Genomic DNA, 21209 nt, shown 5'->3' with positions numbered 1-21209 from the left:
CAGCCTTGTCTGTATACCATTACTATTTCTTCTCTGGTACGAGAATTGGCGTTCCTTTAGGTCCGACAAACCAGACCAACAGCTTAGCTTCTTTCGTGTTACTCAGATTTTTTGTGCCGTTGTGAAGTCCATGAGGCTCTTCCCAGAAGGTATCGCCCTGTTTGAACACATGCGTCTCACCTTCAAATGTAGATTCTATTGAACCTTCCAGTACATATCCGACCAGTGCCAGCGGATGCCTGTGAGGACCGGATTTTTCACCTGGTGCAAATCTCACCAGTACCAATTGAGCTTCCTGTCCCTGGATCTCAGGCATTGATGTAATTTCCCTGGTAAAAAGCACTTTAGGTGGAATCTTTGTTACTTCGTGCCCTTCACCATGTTGGGCTTTAGTTTCAACTGCGAACAAGGTTGACAGCGCAATGATACTGAATGCAAACTTTTTCATAATAACCAATTTAAAAATTACCGCCCTGTATGGGCTTAATAAAACAAATGCTTCTACTACCTCCCGACCGGCAGGAAAATACATAGCAGGATAGATAGCACATCAGACAATGCTATCGATCATCATCGGCGAATAAACTGGCATTGGAAACCACAAAAAATATTCTACAGCGCTGAAGTAAAATGTATGCGTGCGAACAAAAAAAGATGATCTGTAAGTTAAGTTCGATCGGTGTTAATCCTCATCGGAAACGACTACGAGTTCCTATCTTTTAACATTATGACAAAATTATCCGTTTCTTTACAAAAGAACAAAAAAAACTGAAAATCAATCGTTTGTAAAGTTACTAACCCCATCGTTAGTAATTGATCCCTCCTATCTGAGCGTGATGTTGATCATCTGTAATTTTTTCACAAAGATCCGACAGTTTATGTGTAATTTGAAGTGTGTCTATCCTTTTTGAATTCCTAAAATGGAGGTGATCGTGAGATTAGTGTTGCTATTGTATTCTTACTCAGACGGGTATACTATTCTTTCTGAAACGCGGGACCGAAGGAGGTCCCTTCCATTTTTACGCAGTATTCTGTCAGCTTCCCGCATAACTCCTGGATGTTGCTCCATAGACCGGTATTCAGTTCTTCCGGCAGTTGCGATTGTCCGTTATTCAAAAAACGACAGGCCACGAGGCTGGACTTTTCATCCAGCTTATTGAATACATATTCGTAGATGAGGGAAAGCCCGCTTTCCGGGATGCTCCAGCTTTCGGCGTAGAAGATGCCATCGTCAGACATTGTCATACGCAATGGAGATATAATGGCCTCATAGTCTTCAAATGTGCAGTAGTGGACACTTCCGATAAATACAGCAGGTATGTCCTGTTCCACTTTCAGCAGGCGGGGCACCCACTCTATCCTTCCCGGAATATTCATGACTATCATATATACGTCGCGAAAGTTGGCAGGTATTGCTGTTTCCAGATAGGACGTGCTATCGTCCGCATAATCATTTTCAAGGCGTGGCGGCTCCGGCACTTGTTCCAGCGCTTTATTGAGTAAAGCGAAACGGTAGTTCACCTGACCAATGGAGGCATAATCGGTCGATGAACTGGTCCACTCCATTTCATCTTCTTCGGCGGAACCGTTCTCCTCATCGAACAGTTTTTCAGTGATCAGCAAGTATTGATTGTTATCAATATCATTCTTCAGTAAGCGATGTGCGATGATCATTTCCGGGCCTGACTGCTTCACAAAACGTCCGACAGTTATTTCAGCAACTGGCCCGTGGTGCACTACAAACTTCAATGTAAGATTGATGATCGCCTGACACGCGCCACAGGCACAGACCATGTGTTGCTGCATCCATTTCCGCTGGTAATGAAAGGCATTAAAAATGTTCAGGCAGGTATTCAGTATTTCTTTCCGTGTTGGAGGGTCACCTTTTCTAACCAGCAAAACAGCATCTCCTTCTATTTCCGCTACTTCATATTCATCGCCGACAGCTTTCACCATCGCGTCAATCAGCATATTGATAGCATGTGCACCATGAGTGAGTTCTGTAGTTGTTATGAACTCGGTAAATCCACTGATGTCGGGGATCAGGATCGTTGCATTGTTCGTTGCCATGGTTGGGGTTTGAGTTATAAAGTTACGGAAGATTGCGTCAATGTACAGCCTTAATGATCTGGTATTTAGTGACTTGTAATAATTAAATAATAGATCTGAATTTCATATTTGTTATTTTATTTACCGGATACTTTTTTGCTGGTTTTATACCTGCCGGTAGCATTCGGTGAAGAGTCTTATATTTATGTTTATGCAAAGAAAAACTGTTCTCCTGCTCGGCGCTAATTCGGATGTGGCCAAAGCCGCCATTCTCCGGTACGCAAACAAGGGCTTCCGGGTAATGGCTGCATCCCGCAGCACAGATGCGCTTCATGCGTTTGTGGGCCAACATCCGTCTCTGAAAGAACTTGTAACGGTACTTTATTTTGATGCTACGGATTTTGACAGTCATGCGGGCTTCTATGAACAACTGCCGGAGAAACCACATATCGTAGTATACGCGGCCGGCTATCTGAAAAACAATGAAGAGGCGTTATTGGATTTTCCTGGTAGTTTCAGGATGATGCAGGTCCATTATGCAGGGGCGGTATCTATACTGAACATTGTTTCGATGGACAGGGAGAATGCGCGCCTGGAAAGAATTATAGGGCTGTCGTCACTTTCGGGCGTACGGGGCAGGAAAAGTAATTTTATATATGGCAGTACAAAGTCGGCCTTCACACAATACCTGGCGGGGTTGCGACAGTATCTGTTCAAAAGGCGGATCACGGTGAATGTTATCGTGGCCGGTTATATCCGGAGTAAGATGACTGCGGGGCTGGACCTGCCTGAAACACTGATGCTGGAACCGGATTTTATTGCCAAAGCGGTAGTGGAAGCCGGCAGTGGATTTGTGATCGTACCCGGATTTAAATGGAAGATTATCTATACCATATTGAAATGGATGCCGGAACGCCTGGTGGCGCGGTTGCCATAGTTTAGTCAGAGGAATTTAGGTGAGCCCATATCAAGCGCATCTTTGCCGGGCCAGGGGCCATCAGGAACAGCGAGCTCTCTATGGGGCCAGCTGGTCCAGTTATTACGAGGCAGGCCTGCGGCAATAGCGAGGTTCTGCAGTACGATAGAAAGATCTGCCATGTGCCACACATCTTCATTGGGATCATCCTCCTTACCGAGAGAGGCAGCCATCGCTTCCTGACCAGTCCTTGACAACACTATTGAAGAGCAGGGAGGGCTCCAGCAGCCCAGACCTGCAAACACGGCTTGTAGTCTTGCAGCTACTTCTATTCCTCCTACCGAATCCATTGTTACCGCGCAGGCAACCGGCTTGCCAAAAAATGCAGGTGTATTTTCGAACGCAGTGGTTACTTCGATAAAACGCTGAAGCGGTGAGCTCCAGTTATTCCAGTACACGCCGGTAATTGCGAGTAATCCATCACAGCCGGTCAGCAGGTCATATACATCCCTGATCGTTGGCATAGGATCTGTAAGTGTTAAGCGGACCACTTCCAGTTGAAGATCATTTACCAGGACCTTTTCTGCTTCCCTTGCTACTGCTTCTGAATTACCTGCTGCTCCGCGGAGCGAGCCATTGATGATCAATATTTTCTTTACCACCTGTGTCATATTTTTTCTTTACGGCTTCAGGACGCTGCTATTGGCTATTTCCCTTACACATGCGAGATGATGATCATCATGCTCTGCTACAAAGTAAGCGAGATCGATAATCCTCATTGGTGTTTTCAATCTTGGATGTAATGCGGACCATTCCAGCTGATCGTCTGTAAGGGCTAACAGCTTTTTCACGAAAGCTTCTCTCTGTTCCCTGAACCTTTGCAGCAGGACGATCGTTTTTGCATCGTTATGATCAGCCTTATGGGTGGTCTGATTTGTAAGATCTGCTGCTCTTAATTCAGCATCTCCGCTGAGCAGGTCATCTATCCTTCCTGACCATAGTGGTTCCAGATCTCCGAGATGTCCTACCTGCTCTTTAATGCTCCATTTTTCGCCTTTTTTTATTGTCAGTACTTCGGTATCCAACATACCGATTATCTCCTCTACACGGGCAGGCGTACCGCTAAGCCGTTCTATAATGGAAGGCAACAGTCCGTTGTCTTCTATTACCGGGAATGTTCTCCTGAACCATTCAGTTCTTTTCATGGTGAGGTGCTTATGTGCGGTTCAAATGTATGGAATTTGAAGGGAACACCGCTGCTGTCAATTTACTTTATCCCGGATAATATTCTCTGACGGTGATAGAATTGGCGATCTTCTGTGGTAGTTCGATCATCATATTCTTCCATGGTGTATAAGGTAGCAGCCGCCATAGTTGTCTGCTCATCCACTGCCTGAACTTTGTTTTAGGAACAAACCATTCCACTCCATCAGCCAGTTCCTGACACTTCTGTACAAAGGTCCTCATTTGTGTTTCATAGCTGGCAAAGGCCTGCTGATAGTCTCCATCAGCTGCTTTAAGCTCTCCCGCAAGTATATATGCGCCGATGAGGGCCATACTTGTACCCATACCGGACATTGGCGATGCGCAATGAGCAGCGTCCCCTACCAGGGCGATACGTCCTTTTGACCAGCTGTCCATTTTAATCTGGCTGATAGAATCGAAGTAAAAATCGGGTGCTGTATCCATTAGTTTGAGCAGCTGTTCCGTATGCCATTCTTCGCCTGAGAACCTGGCGGTGATAATTTGTTTCTGTTGTTCTGTATCGCGATAGTTATAAGCGAACGCCTCGGAAGCGAAATAGAAAGAGGCTCTGGCTTCTTTACCGTTCCTTGCGCCGAAGACACCCATCCGCTTGCCTGGTACGCCATAATAGAGGCCGTCCATGCCCAGGTCGATGAATTGGGGCGTAGTAAATATAGCTATGTACAGTCCGAGGTGATGTATATAGTTACTCTCATTGCCAAAGGCGAGCGCTCTTACTTTTGAATGCAGGCCGTCTGCTCCGAATACGAGGTCAAATTTGCGTGGCTGGTGATGGTCGAAAGTTACATTTACGCCGTCTTCGCACTCCCGCAGTCCTATGATGCTATCGTCAAAGATATATTCCACATGTTCCCTGCTTGCTTCATATAATATGTTAGCAAGATCACCACGCATAATTTCCAGTTCACCACTGGTAAATCCATCGGGGAAACCAGCGATCTTCTTTCCTTGTTTATCTACCAGTGTAATTTTCCCTGCGCGTGTTTCGTGTTTCTTTACTTCTTCATAAAGACCCATTCTTTTCAAGACATGGATCGCTGTTCCACGGAAGTCTACAGCGTATCCGCCGGGCCTTATTGCCGGGGCACGTTCAACAATGGTCACCTTAAATCCATACCTGGTTAACCAAAAGGCCAGGGCTGGTCCTGCTACGCTGGCGCCTGATATCAGAACTGTTTTTGTTTTCATGCCGCTAAGCTATTCTGTGTCATACAGCGGCACAACCAACGTTAGGTTAACGTACCGGAAAAAACGGTAAACAGACATTTTCAACCGGTAAAACTATCTCCAAAGAAGCAAGATAATTTGAGGTGTGGGCTTTAACCCACACCTCTATATGTTAATCGGCAACATATTCTATCACTTCCCTTGTCAGGGTGTTATCGCCTCCCCAGGTAAATACATTATATACAATAAAGCCATTGGCTGTTGGGAAAATAGGTGCATTCCTGTTCAGCTCCGATACGTTCTCACTCTCACACGCACTCGCCAATCGGGTATACTGCTGATCTGCATCCATTTTCCAAAATTCGAAATTGCTGGCCCACTTTCCGGTTTCCGGGTCTTTCTGATAACCTCCGAAGAAATAGGTAAGGTTGTTTTTAGTGATAACAGAAACCCCGGTCCGTGGTTGCAATGGCCGTGTAATATCAGGTTGCGACCAGGTATTATCATTAAGATCTAATACAAAGTTTCCATTCTTTTCGTTGTAGTCATTATTACCACCAAACACATACAATTTGTTATTATTGATATAGGCAGTCATATTTTCTGCTCCGGCACTGTAAGATAGCCTTGGTAATCGTTCCCATTTACGTGTGGCAGGATCAAAAGTCACCCAGTTTTCAGGATAATAATATACATAAGTTCCGGACCCGTTATATGTAGAACCTGCCCCCATATAAACCTTATTATTGTAAACTACCGTCGCGAATCTCATGCGGCCGATCACACCCAGGTCATTAGGCATAGTGGAAATGTTTTGCCAGCTATCGGATGCCGGGTCGTATTCCCACACATAGTTATTGTTCCCGGCGTCTCTGTTCAATGCCCCTCCAAATAAATATGCCTTGTTGTTGACTACAACGGCCATGGCGTTGTTTATGTACGCCAATGGGAAAGGATTTTTCTGTTTCCATTCATAAGTCGCCAGATCGATCTCCCACACAGCATTAGTAGATGCCCATGGCGACGGGAACCAATTTCCTCCAACAATATAGCCTTTGTTCCCAAGTGTAAAGTAGGCGGCATTATCCATTATTTTACCTTGATGAGCAGCGATCTTCCGCCAGTATCCGGGTAACACGGGGATATCGGGAACAATGGTTTCACTGTATAATCCTTTCTTCACAGTGATCGGTGTTCCCTGTTTGTAATCGACCGGTACTAATAAATTAATGCTTTCGCCAAACGTTGAGACAAGCGCATCCTTAGTTGCTATTTTCTTATCGCCTACATATACTTCAAAACCTGTGTATTCATCAAATGGTATCCTTTCGGTGAAATAGATCTTGATCATCGTATTCCTGGAAATGAAAGAATCTTCCAGCGGTTTTAAATGGAACTGGACCGGAATAACCTGTTTGGGTGTGCTGTACCAGGTTTTATCCTCCCACTTTGCAAACAAACGAAAGGTATAATCTTTCTTAGGTAACAGGTCGTTAACTGTGTAGGCTATGTCAACAGAATCTGAAACAGGTCCCAGGTTGATCCTGCCAGGGGTATTTACAGTTGGGATTGAATCTGCACTATATACGATACCATAAACAGCCCCCGGCCAGTCCTGCGCCTTAATTCTTCCGTGGATACGAACGGCATTGTCGCTTTCAACGTCAGCAGCAGTCAATATCAGTGTTGGCTCCTGTTTAACTGGTGGCGGGGGAGGTTCAATAATCTTATCTTCAATATTCTTCTTACAACAGGGCATCAAAAAAAGGCATACAATGCCTATAACATAGCAATACAGCTTCATAGGTCGGCAATAGAATTTGCGCAAATGTAGTTAAATATCCGGTAGCGTTTCCCGGTTCCGGTGCCTGGGAGCTTATTGTTGGGGTAAAGCTTATATTTGCTTTGACTTCACCCCTAAAAACCTCAATTATGTTCAGACTTATTCTTCTGTTCAGCTGCTTCAGCTGTTTATATTTTCAACAGGCTACTGCCCAAGAAAAGCCCAAAGTCCCCCCTACCCTGAAATCAGTGCTTTTAACGCAATTTAAGACTACCTGGGACAAGCAGGAATGGTTTGTACCAATTGCAAAAGGAATAGCCGGTATTACCGCCGAACAGGCCTCCTGGAAGCCTACTGATTCCAGCCATTCTGTGGGCGAACTGGCATATCACCTGTTATTCTGGAATAAACACCTGCTCGCACAGTTTAACGGGCAGAAAGGGCAAACATTCAGTGGAAACAATAATGAAACGTTCGATGCATTTACAGAGGCTTCGTGGGCGGATATTGTACAGCAATTAAATCAGGTGATGAAAGACTGGGAAGATGCGATTGCGAAGGCAGATAATGCGAAGCTGCAATCGTGGTACGCCAGTATTGCGAATATGAATACGCATAATGCTTATCATACAGGACAGATCCTTTATATCAGGAAGCAGGCCGGGAACTGGGATGCGGAGAAAGGTGTGAAGTAGTTTTGCAGGAAGGCACCTCGGTTTCAGGCTGGAACTAAGGGCTGTAGTTCTTTAAAGCTTTTTTTCTATTAAGCATCTGGAATCGTATCATCTTATGTTAGCCATTAAACTACCATCAATCGTATGAGCGTGCTTTAAACAACCAAGGCCCGCAGTTTCCACCTGAAACCTCTGATACTTCCGGGTTGTTTGTTGTAGCCGGACTGACGTGATTCGGGCCTTTCAATTTCAACAAAAAAGACGGTTCATTACGATCCGTCTTTTTCATTTGGGAGTTATAAGTAGGTGTGATAAACCACAGGTGTATTGTCCGCACGAAAGTCGGGAGTTTAATGTACTTCTGAAATTCCCGAAAGTGGGGATATGACTTTATCTGATTATTAAATTCCGCGCGGGATTACTATTTTTAAGTTATCCACTAAATGTATTCCACGTTATATTATGAAAAAAGAGAAACTAAGAAGTAGTGACTGGTTCGGACGCAGGGGCAAAGACGGGTTTATATACCGTGCCTGGATGAAAAACCAGGGGATCCCGGAATATGAATTTAACAACAAACCTATCATTGGGATATGCAATACCTGGAGCGAGTTAACGCCCTGCAATGCACACTTTAGGGAGCTGGCCGAATCTGTGAAAAGAGGTGTTTTAGAAGCAGGCGGTTTTCCGGTCGAGTTTCCGGTAATGTCCCTGGGGGAAACATTAATGAAACCTACCGCTATGCTGTACCGCAATCTTGCCAGTATGGATGTGGAGGAAAGCATCCGGGCCAATCCGCTGGACGGTGTCGTGTTATTATGCGGCTGTGATAAGACCACTCCTTCCCTGGTGATGGGCGCATGTAGTGTAGACATTCCTACAATTGTTGTTTCGGGAGGCCCTATGTTAACCGGGCGACATAAAGGTAGTAGTATTGGGACTAGTGATATCTGGCGCTTCTTCTCAGATCTGAGGGGCGATATAATCGGTGAAAGCGATCTATTAAGTATTGAGGCGGCCATGTGCAGAAGTCAGGGCCATTGTGCCGTAATGGGCACTGCCTCATCTATGGCCTGTATGGTAGAATCACTTGGTCTATCACTGCCGAACAACGCTGCCATTCCGGCGGCAGATTCAAGGCGGAAGGTACTTGCACAACTGTCTGGTCTCAGAATAGTGGATATGGTCAAAGACGATATTAAACCATCTGATATACTGACGCGGCAGGCTTTCGAAAATGCTATTAAAGTAAATGCTGCTATCGGCGGATCTACTAATTTCGTTATTCACCTGCTGGCTATTGCCGGACGTGTAGGCGTTCCGTTGCAACTAAGCGATTTTGATGGCTTGTCTGCGGAGGTGCCGCTGATCGCCAATTTACAGCCATCGGGCAAGTACTTTATGGAGGACCTGTTTTATGCGGGAGGTCTGCAGGTTGTGATCAAACACCTCGGCCATTTGCTGCACGGGGAATGTATAACGGTCAATGGCAGTACAATTGAGCAGAACTATGCCAGTGCTGCGTGTTACAATACTGATGTTATTACTACAACCGAAAGTCCGTTTAATAATTTAACGGGGCTTGCTATTCTTTCCGGCAACCTTTGTGAAAACGGCGCTGTGATCAAACCTTCTGCTGCAAGTCCTCACCTCATGCAACACACGGGCAAGGCGGTCGTATTTGAAAGTATAGAAGATTATCATGCACGGATTGACAGCGAGGAACTAGATGTTGACGAATCATCTATTCTGGTGCTGAAAAATGTTGGTCCGAAGGGTTATCCGGGCATGCCGGAAGTCGGCAATATGAGCTTACCGAAAAAATTGATCTTAAAGGGTGTGACGGATATGATACGTGTATCTGACGGCCGCATGAGCGGCACAGGATTTGGGACGGTAGTACTGCATGTATCGCCGGAAGCTGCGACGGGTAATAATTTTTCAGTGATCAGGACCGGGGATATGATAACACTGGACGTTCCGAACCGCACTATCAATGTCGCTGTTTCTGATGAGGAGTTAGCAAACCGTAAAGCCGGATTCATTCCTCCTGAACCATCAGCCAGCAGAGGATATGTAAACCTCTATATCAATCATGTTCAACAAGCTCATTTAGGAGCTGATATGGATTTTCTGAGAGGAAAATCTGGCAATGAAATAGTACGTGATTCTCATTAAAATCATTTATTGGTCTTTCAAAAGAAAATAAGAATTTGATAGCTATGTCATTCAGGAATAAAGTAGCAATAGTAACCGGAGCAGGCCAGGGAATTGGCTTCGAGATATGCAAAGATCTGGCAAAGGAAGGGGCAAAAGTGATTTTAAACGATGTAAGTGCTGAGTTGACCGGCACTGCTGTTTCCGAAATCAATAAACAGTATACAGATAGTTGCGTTGGGATGTCCGGTGATGCAGGAGAGATATCATTCATAAAAGAAATGGTGGCCTTTGCCATAGCGCGATTCGGCAGTATCGACATTGCTATTGCGAATGCGGGCATTACCTTATTCGGCGACTTCTTCACCTACCCGCCAGAATCGTTCTTCAAGATAATGCAGGTAAATCTTGCCGGATCTTTCTTTCTGGCACAGACAGCTGCTGTTGAAATGAAACGCCAGCAAACGGGCGGGTCTATCCTGTTTATGTCTTCCGTAACGGGGCATCAGGCACATAAGAACCTGGCGGCATACGGTATGAGTAAGGCTGCTTTAGAGATGCTGGCAAAAAACCTTGTCATTGAACTTTCCCGGTTTAAGATAAATGTAAACACTATTTCTCCGGGTGCGACTTTAACTGAGCGGACATTGGAAGATCCGGATTACCAGAAGACATGGTCACGCATCACGCCAATGGGCAGACCGGCACTTGTATCTGATATTGCCCATGCAGCGTTATTCCTTGTTTCTGATAAAGCCAAACATATTACAGGGCAGAACCTGATCATTGATGGCGGCTGGACCTCTGTAAGTGTTTCGCCGGAATAGTAAAAGTATTCGGGCGAAACTATCCTGACGTTACCAGGTAAACTGCAAAAGGGATACGGCCTGACGGGGCAGCTGCATGCGCACTGTCGTCTTCCCTCCTGTTGTGTGTACCCATTCAGGTGATGTTGCCAGTTGTAATTGTCCTGCCTTTTCAAGTGCAGCTACCTGCTGCGCGTCGGGTTGTTGGGGAGATCCCATCTTCTTCCACGCTTCATAAGCGTTGCTATGATCGGCGTCAATCCGGTAGTGATTCATTAAAACAGCTCCGGCAGGAAGGCCATTGATGGTAACATTAACAGGAGATGCGGAAACGAGAATATTATCATCATGGTAATTCCATACCATCACAGTAGCACTGTGTCCATCCGCAGCCGCCAGTGCGTTGATATCTGCTTTGGGGCCACGCACACTGCTGTCGCGTATAAGACGGTAATCATAGCTCAGCTGGCCGTTCACTTCTACGAGATTGCCCTTCATTAATCCGAACATGCGAAACACATTCAATACAGGTTTGTCCACACCGTTGCTGGCCAGATCGCGGAAGCCTCTGAACCAGGGCTGATCTTCAAACTCAAACGCCCAGGTCACTGCACCGGCGAGGTTCACACCATATGCTGCCGCCAGGTCATATTTACGGGCAAAAGCGGCGGCGGTATAACTGGAGTACATGGTGCCGTTGCGGTATGCATTACTGGGATAAACATCTTCAGAGCAGGCAGCACATCCTTCGGGGTCGGATTCACCGATGATGACAGGCAGATGCTTCAGGGATGGATATGAGGCGACTATAGCGAAGCCGCTGTCAATGTCACGAAGCTGTGTACCCATGTTCATTTGTACAACGTTGTTCACCAAACGCGGTGATCCTTTCGCATGGAAGGTGATAACGTCCAGCGGCGCACCGGTTTTACCAGTCACGGCATTCTTACCGCTCACAATGTGATTAAGAAAGGTGCGCATGAACTTAGCAGCATTGGGAGATTGCGGTCCGGTCACTTCTGGTCCTCCTATCCTCGCTGTCGGCAAAGCCCGTTTTACAGCATCCGCTGTATAGTCATACATTTTGATATACTCTTCTACGGTACCTTTCCAGTAGTCGATATTAGGCTCATTCCATAACTCCCAGTACCAGCTTTCCACTTCTTTCCTGCCGTAACGTGCTACTGAGTGTTTCACCCATTCGTATACCAGTGCAGCAAATTTTTTGTAGTTTTTAGGCGGATAAGCCCAACCTCCTTCTATAGTAAAGTATTTATCGCCCGGTTTCCAATGGTGTTGATAAGGTTCTGGTTTCGTTGATAATGCTTTGGGCATAAACCCGATCTGGGCTATGGGCTTCATGCCACGTTCTATATAGGTATCGAATATTTTGTCGATGATGGTCCAGTCGTATACGGGATTCCCTTTATCGTCTTCGGTATAGGCATTGGTAGAGCCCCATTTCAGCGCAGCTTTCCCATCGCCTGTTACCAACAGACTATGTGCTCTTACATATACCGGTACTTTACTTAAGCGGGATATTTCCGTCAGTAACTTCCTGCCATCTTTCATGTAAGTATAATTAGGCTCGTCATAGCCAAACCAGGCCCAAATCGGTTTCATGGGGCCTTTTGATTTTCCCAGGTCTACCTGTATACCCACTGTGTCTTTCTGGGCAAAGCCGGATGAGGGAACTGTGTTGGCAGCGAGCAGCAATATGACAGTCAGTTTAAGCATACCGATCGGGCTCATAGACAGATTATTTTATTTAACGTGGATTCACCAAAAGTCTGGCAACTAAAGTTAATTCGTTCCTTCCGGATTAAGTGTCCTAATTACATCTTAATTTATAAAAACTTGATAAGTGGTTTTCTTTATTCCGGGATTTAATAAGGGCATCCTGGAATGAACCCGGCAAGGAGACTTTCTTGTTGAATATACCCGCTATGAACTCTTATTTATTCAATAACAGAGATTGAAAAATATCTGGAATTTATTTTTATTTTTATCGGTCACGGGACACTTCAGTCCTGAATAAACACGTAATGATGAAACGATTGATCCATATCCTGGCCGGTGCGAGCCTGATGCTGACGCTGAGTAATAAAGGATTTGCGCAAAGTGAAAAACAGGCAACGGGAGCTACCTATCAGAACCCATTGCCTGTTGAATTTGGAGATCCGTATGTTTTAAAGACCAAGAGCGGAAAGTATTATATGTATGGGACCGGCGGCGCTAAAAATGGTTTTGCTGCTTATTCTTCTGATGATCTGATTCACTGGAAAAACGAGGGACAGGTATATTACGCCTCCAACAAAAATGGATGGAGCGACTCTACCGCCGCATGGGACGGTGCTTATTGGGCGCCTGAAGTGTATGAACATAATGCTAAGTTCTATATATTCTACAGTGCACAATGGAAAGACAACCCGCATCATGACCTGGAGAACTTCCGTATCGGTGTAGCTGTTTCAGACAGCCCTACAGGGCCGTTCACCGATCTGAGTAACAAGCCTGTTTTCGATCCTGGTTATCCGGTTATTGATGCGAATGTCCTGTTTGATAAAAACGGCAGGATGTTTCTTTATTACTCCCGCTGCTGCTACAAACATCCTGTAGAGAGTGAAGTGGCTGCATGGGCCAAACAGAAAGGCTGGTATGATACTGTTGAAGAAAGCTGGGTATATGGTGTTGAGTTGAAACCGGATTTCAGTGGCGTAATTGGTGAGCCGGTATTGTTACTTCGTCCGCCAGTAAAAATGAACGACAAACAGGCGGAATGGGAAAGCCGCTCAGTTACATCAAAAGAGGTTAACCGCCGTTGGACAGAAGGCTCTGTCGCTTTCAAAAAAGGGAATCTTTACTACATGATGTATTCTGCGAATTACTTTGGCGGTAAGAACTATGCAGTAGGATATGCCACTGCTAAAAGTCCGCTCGGCCCGTTCACTAAAGCGGCTAATAATCCCGTGTTACAAAAGAATGTAGAGCAGGGCGGTGTGGTAACCGGTACAGGTCATAATAGTATTACCTATTCACCTGACGGCAAAGAGATGTTATGCGTATATCATGCAAGGACATTGGCTACCGGCGATCAACGTGTGGTCTTTATTGACCGGATGAAGATCTCTAAGGATGGGAAACTTACTGTTGAGGGGCCAACTACGGCATCGCAGCCTGTTCCGGCCGGGAGTAAGTAAATGGACGGAGAATCATACTGAAAATTTTCCCTGGATAACTGTCACCGCTATTAAATCCAGTGCTTGTGTTAAGAGCAATTATATAACTAAGATAACGACACGGGACTCCCGTATTATAAAGGCCGGTTTTAACTGGCCTTTATATTGTCCTACATCTGAAATGTTACTCATCCGATCCAGCCATGACCAACGTAATGGTTCTTAATATGATACACAACTATCAGCCCCACCCCTCCTTTCCAATTGCGTCCATCTGACAAATAATTCTTTTTGCCAATATTAAAAAAACACTAATATTTACATCAAATTTGTTTAAGGGATAGTTTAGAGCATCCGGGACACAACTGTTGTATTCTGTCGTAATTGATCCGTCGTTAACTGAGCTCTTTCCCTACAACCCTATACCTATTACTCCTGAACCTATGGTAAAACTTTACCTGCAAAGATTCTATTGCCGTTACATTAGCCTGTTAACGTTATTAATGATTGGTCATGTTGTTACCGTACACGCGGCGGACAGTGATTATGTAAGGAACCGGATACCGGTGGCTAATGACATGGCTACCAGCATGATGGAAACCCGCAGTTTTCCGGACATTGATAAACAACTGGTGGCAGAAGCATTGATAGCGCCTGAAACAGGTTTGTTCTCCGATGCTACGCTACGAAGCCTATATGACACTGATAGCAGTGCACACATGTACCGCGACATTGCGAAGGCTGAATTTGAGAAGATAGATAAGAGTAACCGCTATACTTCCACCCTCAAGCCAGACGACCTGAATGAGCTGCCAATAGGGCTTTTTAAGACCGTGGGCAATACTACCGTAACAATTGCGGTGAGTAATGCCATGTTCTATTCCACCTATGCGGAGCTTACTGTATATGCCAAAGTGCAGATACCACAGGAGCCGCGCGAGATCTTCTTTGGTTTAAAAGGACTTAAGCTTTCTTACAAAGGCGGCATACTCGGCGATGCAAAGCTGGTGCTGCTGGGAGATATACCTATACGCCTGGGAGGCGGTACCGCTGCCCTGATATTAAAGGGCGGCATGGATATGAAAACAGGTCAGGGCCTTGACCAGACCTATGTAACAATAGACTGTAACGGCTTTAAGGAACTGGGGGTGAGCGGGGAACTGATGTTCCCACGCAGCATGCTGGTACCGTTAAAGGCAGATGGCGAAAGGAATACAGATACTTCCGCACAGGTAAAGGCATCATTCAACACGGTAGTGAGCGACTGGAATGATATACTTGTGAGCGTTGAACTGCCTGCATTTGAAGTAACACCGCTCAAAGGTGTGGGCTTCAAGGTAGGTAAAGCAGTGTATGATGGTAGCGACCTTCGTAACTCTCCCGACGTTGTGTATCCAAAAGATTACCAGGAGAAATATATGCCCGCGGATGACCCTAACTTATGGCGTGGTGTATATGTATCGGACCTGGAAGTAACGTTGCCCAAACAATTCCAGATACGCGGCCAATCAAATAAACGTGTCTCATTCGGCAGTAAAAACCTGCTCATCGATAATAATGGCATCTCCGGTAACTTCTTTGCGAATAACATTTTATCAGACGGCAGCGCAGCCGGGTGGCGTTTCTCTGTAGACCATATGGAGGTAGACTTTGTGGCTAACCACCTTACGGGAGCGGCGTTCAACGGTATGCTTGGTTTGCCGGTGGCAAAAGCGCCGCTGGGTTATTCTGCAGTCATTACGGCAGATAATGAATACATACTGAAGCTGAATACGATCGACACCATGGATTTTAAACTATGGCGGGCAAAAGTACAGCTAAACCCTAACTCGTGGGTACAGTTAAAACTGGCTGACGGCCGTTTTGAGCCGGAAGCCATGCTGAATGGTTATCTGATCCTGGCATCATCCCTGAAGGTAGATGACAACGGAAATCCTGTTGCCAAATTTAAAGGCATCATGTTCCAGGAGTTGCACCTGCAAGCCAAAGCTCCTTATCTCCAGGCTAAGTATTTTGGCTATAGGGATGAAAATACTATCTCCAATTTCCCTGTAGGCATTAAAGAAATTGCCCTGGAAACAAAGAACGACAGTACAGCCAATCTCAATATCGACGTACGCTTTAACCTGATGGAAGGAAAGTTTGGTGGTGACACCCGACTAGCCCTGGTAGGAGGATTTGATCAAAGTAAAGGCCTGCAGACCTGGGAATTCAGGAAAATAAAACTGGACTCCATTTCAGTGCATGCCGACTTAAGTGAGGCGATGTCTATATCCGGTTTGCTGAAGGTATATGATGATGACGCTGTATATGGCGATGCTATCAGCGGTGAGGTGAACGCAAGTTTCATGAAGGGGAAAATAAAGGTGAGGACCCGCGCCATGTTCGGCGCCAAGGACTTCCGCTACTGGTATGTGGATGGCAAGGCTGAATTCAAACCGGGCATTGCAGTAGCTCCACCTTTGAAAATATCGGGTTTTGGCGGCGGCGCGTATTACCGGATGAAGAAAGAAGGTATCGATACCATTGCGTCTCCGACGGGTGTGAAGTATGTCCCGGATTCCACCGCAGGCCTGGGTATCAAAGCTGCCGTACTGTTTGATATGGTTGAAGACAAAGTAGTGCACGGGGAAGTATCATTCGAGGTAGCATTCAACCGCACTGGTGGTGTCAACTTCATGGGACTGTATGGTTATGCCAAAATATTGGCCACAGTACCGATGGGTAACATCACAGGTCAGATCACTAAACAGTTTGCAAAAATACAGGCAGAAGAACAGAAAGCTATTGCCAAACTCGGGGACGCTGGTCAGAAGCTGGAGGAGCTGAAAGTCTCCGATCCATCTTCAGCAGCGGCGTTATTGTCGGGCGATCAAAACCTGGCCGCGGAAGTGGGCGTCACTGCCTATGTGGGCATACAATATGATTTCACCACCTCTACCCTGCATGGCAACTTTGACATGTTCGTGAATGTAGCCAACGGTATGCTGACAGGCGTAGCCAACGACAACCGCGCAGGCTGGGCCGTGCTTCATATATCGCCCAGCGAGTGGTACCTGCATATGGGTACGCCGACAAACCGCTTAGGTATGAAGTTCTCCATAGGTGGCCTTTCCATCAAATCGGGCAACTATCTGATGGTAGGTGACAAGATACCTGGTTCTCCTCCTCCACCGCAGGAAGTAGCTGACATCCTCGGTGTAGACATACAGGAACTGGATTACATGCGTGACGCCAATGCGCTGGGTGAAGGCCGTGGTTTTGCGTTCGGCGCCAGCCTTGCCGTGGAAACGGGCGATATCAGTTTCCTGATACTGTACGCCAACTTTAAAGCGGGACTTGGTTTCGATATCATGCTGAAAGATTATGGAGATGCACATTGCGTAGGCAGCAGTGAGAAGATAGGTATAGACGGATGGTATGCTAACGGTCAGGCATATGTATACCTGCAGGGCGAATTAGGGGTGAAAGTAAATCTGAAATTCATCAAGGCACGTGTACCGCTCATATCCGGCGCGGCGGCCATGCTGATGCAGGCGAAGCTACCCAATCCTACCTGGGTACGTGGCTATATGGCTGTTAAGTTCAGTGTGCTGAACGGCCTCGTAAAAGGTAATATGCGAATGAAGGTCGTTATCGGGGAAGAGTGTGAGATCGTAATGAACGGTAACAGCCCTGTCGATGTGAAGATCATTTCTGACGTGAAACCGGCTACTAATGCCGATGCTGTAGATGTATTCACTGCACCGCAGGCTGCCTTTAACATGCGTATGGGTCAGCAGTTCGATGTAGACGACGATAATGGCACAAAGACCTACCGTACAAGACTGGCATCATTTACCGTTATGGATAACGGTCAGCCGATAGCTGGCCGTCTGGAATGGAACAGCAACAACGATGGTGTATCCTTCTACTCCAAAGAAGTACTGCCTTCTAAAAAACAGCTGACCGCTACGGTGAAGGTGACCTTTGAAGAGCGGCTGAAAAACGGTACCTGGCAAACGGCTTATGTAGACGGCAAACCGGGCGAAGAAATTGAAACTGTGACCTTCACTACCGGTACGGCACCGGATTATATACCGATGCAGAATATCGCTTATGCGTACCCGGTGGTGAATCAGCAATACTATTATAAAGACGAATCTGACAAAGGCACCATTAACCTGAGTACGGGACAGGGTTACCTGTTTGACGCCAAATGGCAGTATGCGATCAATTTCAAAGATGCTGCCGGTCAGATTACCAAAGTGGATATGACGTATGACGAGGCGTCACAGATCATTCATTTCACACCAACGGGGCTGAAAGCTAATACGGCGTACCAGTTTGACGTTGTTGCGGTCCCTCCGGGCGCACAAAGCACCGATGAGGTAGTAGCTTACCAGCAACAGCAGGACGCCGGTGAGGACGGCGGCTATTCTGTGGCTAATAACCAGGCGCAGACAGTTTCGAGAGGCGATGTAGCTAAATCATTGCTACACTATAACTTCCGCACCAGCAAGTTCAATACGTTCGGAGAGAAGATGCAGTCGCTGCGTTTGAAGAACGGCGTGGGAGAAACTGTATCCACTGACGTAGTGCGCCTGCTGGCTGACGTAGGTGATTATGAAGGCTTTGAAGTAGTGGAAATGACCGGTACCAATTACACCGGTTACAAACCGATGGTGAATGTGGAAGCGGTGATGGATGATGCGTATTATACCAGCGATATCAACCCGTTGTTGTATGCCAACTATCCTATCAATAACGAAGTATTCATTACCAAACGTAATACGGACGAATTCGGCGTAACGCCAAGCAAGGCGTTTATAGTGATGCCGACTTACCTGGCGGAAGCGTCTACCGGTAAAGTGACCAGCTGGATCAAGACAAGGTTGCCATACCTGTACAATCTTCCGCAGATCTACGCCCAGGACTACAAAGAGCTGCAATACAATGTAACGAACAGGTACATGGGAACCGAGGAGGCAGCAAAGTATGACTATCTGATAAACGGACGTTTCCCTTTTATACGGTACGGTGCTTACAAAGTAAAATACCAATATGTGCTGCCTGACGGAACTAAAACCAGCAGTGCTGTATTCAATTATCATAATCCATTTAAAACAACCGGCTTCTAATGTATACAATGCGCAGGTTATCTACTACACTGCTTATACTTATATGCTTTACCGCTGTATCGCCATTACGCGCGCAGCATAAAGACAGCTCGAGAATAGCGGTTACCGCCTCGGCCCGGCAGCATAGCATATTGCTGCGCTGGGGCATGACCACTTCCCGTGGCTGGAAGCTCGGTAATCAATATGGTTTTCAGCTTACCCGTTATACCGTTACCAGGGATGGTAAGTTGTTGCCATCTCCGGAGACTAAGGTGTTGAATACGCAGCCGCTGCGCCCCAAACCATTAAACGAATGGGAGAATATTGCGCAGCGTGACCAATATGCCGCCATCATTGCACAGGCTTTATACGGTAAGGATTTCGAAGTAGGCGGCGGAGGCAATGGTATTGCCAGTATCATGGCACAATCGGCCGAACAGGAACAACGTTTTTCACTTTCCCTGTATGCGGCAGACAATAGCTTCGAAGCTGCTGTAATGGCCGGCTGGGGTTGGGAAGATAAAGAAGCCCGTCCCAATGAAAAATACCTCTACCGGGTTACGTCACTGGCGCCAAAAGAGCGTTTAGCGACCGATACAGGCGGTGTATTCATCGGCATACAGGATTATGCACCTTTACCAGTACCGGGTGATGTAGGGGCTGTATTTGGCGATAAACAGGTAGCGCTCAGCTGGGATTACAGTGTGTTGAAGCACTATTATACTTCGTGGATAGTAGAACGTTCAAAAGACGGCGGTAAGACCTTTGAGCCAGCCCGTTCGCTGCCAGTGACCAACATCAATGAGAAAGACAACAGGCCTTCTCCGCGTATGTATTTTATTGACTCACTGGAAGATAACAATACGGTATATCAGTTCAGGGTACGGGGCATTTCAGCATTCGGTGAAAAGGGCCCTCCTTCTGTAGCAACTATTGGTAAAGGCAGGCAGATATTGATATATGTGCCGAACATCCGCAGCCATAATGTCTCTGAACAGGGAAAAATGACACTTACCTGGGACTTTGAAAAAGCGGGTAACACAGTCATTAAAGGTTTCGCATTGAACCAGGCAACAACTGAAAACGGTCCATACAAAACAGTACTGACCAACATTGCCCCTGATCAGCGCAGCCTGCAATACGATCAGCTATTTCCGTCGAACTATTTTACTATTACGGCTATTGCCAAAGAAGGAGAATCGACCACCTCCTTCCCTGTGCTGGTGCAACCGGTAGATTCTACTCCACCTGCACCGCCTGTTGGACTGGCGGGTACTGTGGACAGCAATGGTGTGGTAACGCTGACCTGGAAAGCAAATACTGAAAAGGATATGCAGGGATACAAAGTATTCCGCGCCGGCAGATTGCATGAAGAGCTGTCTCCGCTGGTGGATTCTATTTATATGAAGACTGTTTATAAAGACACGATCCCTATAAAATTCCTGAACCGTAAAGTGTACTATGCGGTAGCGGCGTTGGATAAACGCTATAACCAATCTGATTATTCTGCTATCCTGGAGCTGAAGAAACCGGATATCATTCCGCCTACTTCGCCGGTGTTCGCCGCTTACAAGGTTGCAGATGGCCAGGTACAATTATCCTGGGTGAACAGTGGAGATGAAGATGTGGCTGCACATATGCTGTACAGGAAGACCCGAGCTGACAGCAGTCAGAAGTGGTTATTGCTCCAAACATTCCATGACGGCACCCAATATTACGCAGATCAGTTGATTGAAGGAGGACAGACCTATACGTACATCATGATGGCGAAGGACAGCAGTGGCCTTGAGTCGCCGCCTACCCAGCCTATTACTGTTACAGTGCCTTCAGACCCGAACGCTATCGGCATTAAGACGGTGAATGCTTATGTGAACCGCGAGCAACGTTACATTGAACTATCATGGAAGGACAGTAACACCGGCATCAACGAATACCAGTTATACAAAGGCGCTGGCGGTCAGCCGTTAAGCCTCTGGAAAGTAGTTCCTGCAAACGTAAAAACGATTGTGGATGAATCGCTGAAGATCAATACTGTTTATGAGTATGGCGTACGCGCTGTGAACAAAAACGGGTTAAGCGGCCCGATTAAAAAAGTCAAAACAAGTTATTAATA

14 protein-coding genes are annotated in these 21209 nt (G+C 46.3%); 7 read left to right on the top strand and 7 right to left on the bottom strand.

All coding sequences use genetic code 11. The annotated features are described in order from the left end of the window. Positions 1–22 precede the first annotated feature (22 nt). Both C7475_RS00625 and C7475_RS00620 read right to left on the bottom strand, forming a co-directional pair. A complete protein-coding gene (locus tag C7475_RS00625; RefSeq protein WP_158286375.1) occupies positions 23–448 on the bottom strand; it encodes a cupin domain-containing protein in 426 nt (141 codons plus the stop codon). A 527-nt stretch (positions 449–975) separates the two neighbouring features. Further along, positions 976–2070, bottom strand: coding sequence for a DUF2652 domain-containing protein (locus tag C7475_RS00620; RefSeq protein WP_110049924.1), 1095 nt, complete (start codon positions 2068–2070; stop codon positions 976–978). Positions 2071–2260: 190 nt separating this feature from the next. Here C7475_RS00620 and C7475_RS00615 point away from each other — a divergent pair, with 190 nt between their 5' ends. Beyond that, positions 2261–2986, top strand: a complete 726-nt coding sequence (locus tag C7475_RS00615; protein WP_110052773.1) for an SDR family NAD(P)-dependent oxidoreductase — start codon at positions 2261–2263, stop codon at positions 2984–2986. 5 nt (positions 2987–2991) lie between these two features. On the opposite strand, the gene C7475_RS00610 is transcribed toward C7475_RS00615, so the two are convergent. The 4 genes from C7475_RS00610 to C7475_RS00595 all read right to left on the bottom strand — a co-directional run bounded on the left by C7475_RS00610 (position 2992) and on the right by C7475_RS00595 (position 7202). Continuing rightward, complete coding sequence (locus C7475_RS00610; RefSeq protein ID WP_110049922.1) at positions 2992–3636, bottom strand: NAD(P)H-dependent oxidoreductase; 645 nt, start codon at positions 3634–3636, stop codon at positions 2992–2994. Positions 3637–3645: 9 nt separating this feature from the next. After that, complete coding sequence (locus tag C7475_RS00605) at positions 3646–4170, bottom strand: DinB family protein (RefSeq protein ID WP_110049919.1); 525 nt, start codon at positions 4168–4170, stop codon at positions 3646–3648. A gap of 67 nt (positions 4171–4237) precedes the next feature. Next, positions 4238–5419, bottom strand: a complete 1182-nt coding sequence (locus tag C7475_RS00600) for an FAD-dependent monooxygenase (RefSeq protein WP_110049916.1) — start codon at positions 5417–5419, stop codon at positions 4238–4240. A 151-nt stretch (positions 5420–5570) separates the two neighbouring features. Then, positions 5571–7202, bottom strand: a complete 1632-nt coding sequence (locus C7475_RS00595) for a kelch repeat-containing protein (protein ID WP_110049913.1) — start codon at positions 7200–7202, stop codon at positions 5571–5573. Positions 7203–7330: 128 nt separating this feature from the next. Between C7475_RS00595 and C7475_RS00590 the strand changes: the two genes are divergently transcribed. The 3 genes from C7475_RS00590 (at position 7331) to C7475_RS00580 (ending at position 10839) form a co-directional block, all read left to right on the top strand. After that, entirely contained in the window at positions 7331–7876 is a 546-nt protein-coding gene (locus C7475_RS00590; RefSeq protein WP_110049911.1) for a DinB family protein, read from the top strand. 441 nt (positions 7877–8317) lie between these two features. Next, positions 8318–10033, top strand: coding sequence for an IlvD/Edd family dehydratase (locus tag C7475_RS00585; RefSeq protein WP_110049909.1), 1716 nt, complete (start codon positions 8318–8320; stop codon positions 10031–10033). A 44-nt stretch (positions 10034–10077) separates the two neighbouring features. Further along, entirely contained in the window at positions 10078–10839 is a 762-nt protein-coding gene (locus C7475_RS00580) for an SDR family NAD(P)-dependent oxidoreductase (protein ID WP_110049906.1), read from the top strand. A gap of 30 nt (positions 10840–10869) precedes the next feature. Here the strand turns inward: C7475_RS00580 and C7475_RS00575 are convergent, their stop codons facing one another. Then, positions 10870–12570, bottom strand: coding sequence for a beta-xylosidase (locus C7475_RS00575; RefSeq protein WP_110049904.1), 1701 nt, complete (start codon positions 12568–12570; stop codon positions 10870–10872). Positions 12571–12866: 296 nt separating this feature from the next. Here C7475_RS00575 and C7475_RS00570 point away from each other — a divergent pair, with 296 nt between their 5' ends. From C7475_RS00570 to C7475_RS00560, 3 genes are all read left to right on the top strand, one after another. Continuing rightward, a complete protein-coding gene (locus C7475_RS00570) occupies positions 12867–14018 on the top strand; it encodes a glycoside hydrolase family 43 protein (protein ID WP_110052772.1) in 1152 nt (383 codons plus the stop codon). A gap of 422 nt (positions 14019–14440) precedes the next feature. Then, positions 14441–19117 carry a hypothetical protein gene (locus C7475_RS00565; RefSeq protein ID WP_110049901.1) on the top strand — a complete coding sequence of 1559 codons (4677 nt, stop codon included), beginning with the start codon at positions 14441–14443 and terminating at the stop codon, positions 19115–19117. 8 nt (positions 19118–19125) lie between these two features. Further along, positions 19126–21207 carry a fibronectin type III domain-containing protein gene (locus C7475_RS00560; RefSeq protein WP_146217426.1) on the top strand — a complete coding sequence of 694 codons (2082 nt, stop codon included), beginning with the start codon at positions 19126–19128 and terminating at the stop codon, positions 21205–21207. Positions 21208–21209 lie beyond the last annotated feature (2 nt).

Origin of the sequence: Chitinophaga sp. S165 (assembly GCF_003182155.1) — a bacterium.
Classification (GTDB): Bacteria; Bacteroidota; Bacteroidia; order Chitinophagales; family Chitinophagaceae; genus Chitinophaga.
The sequence above is the reverse complement of the archived record's forward strand: the minus strand, read 5'-3'. Positions and strand labels throughout refer to the sequence as shown.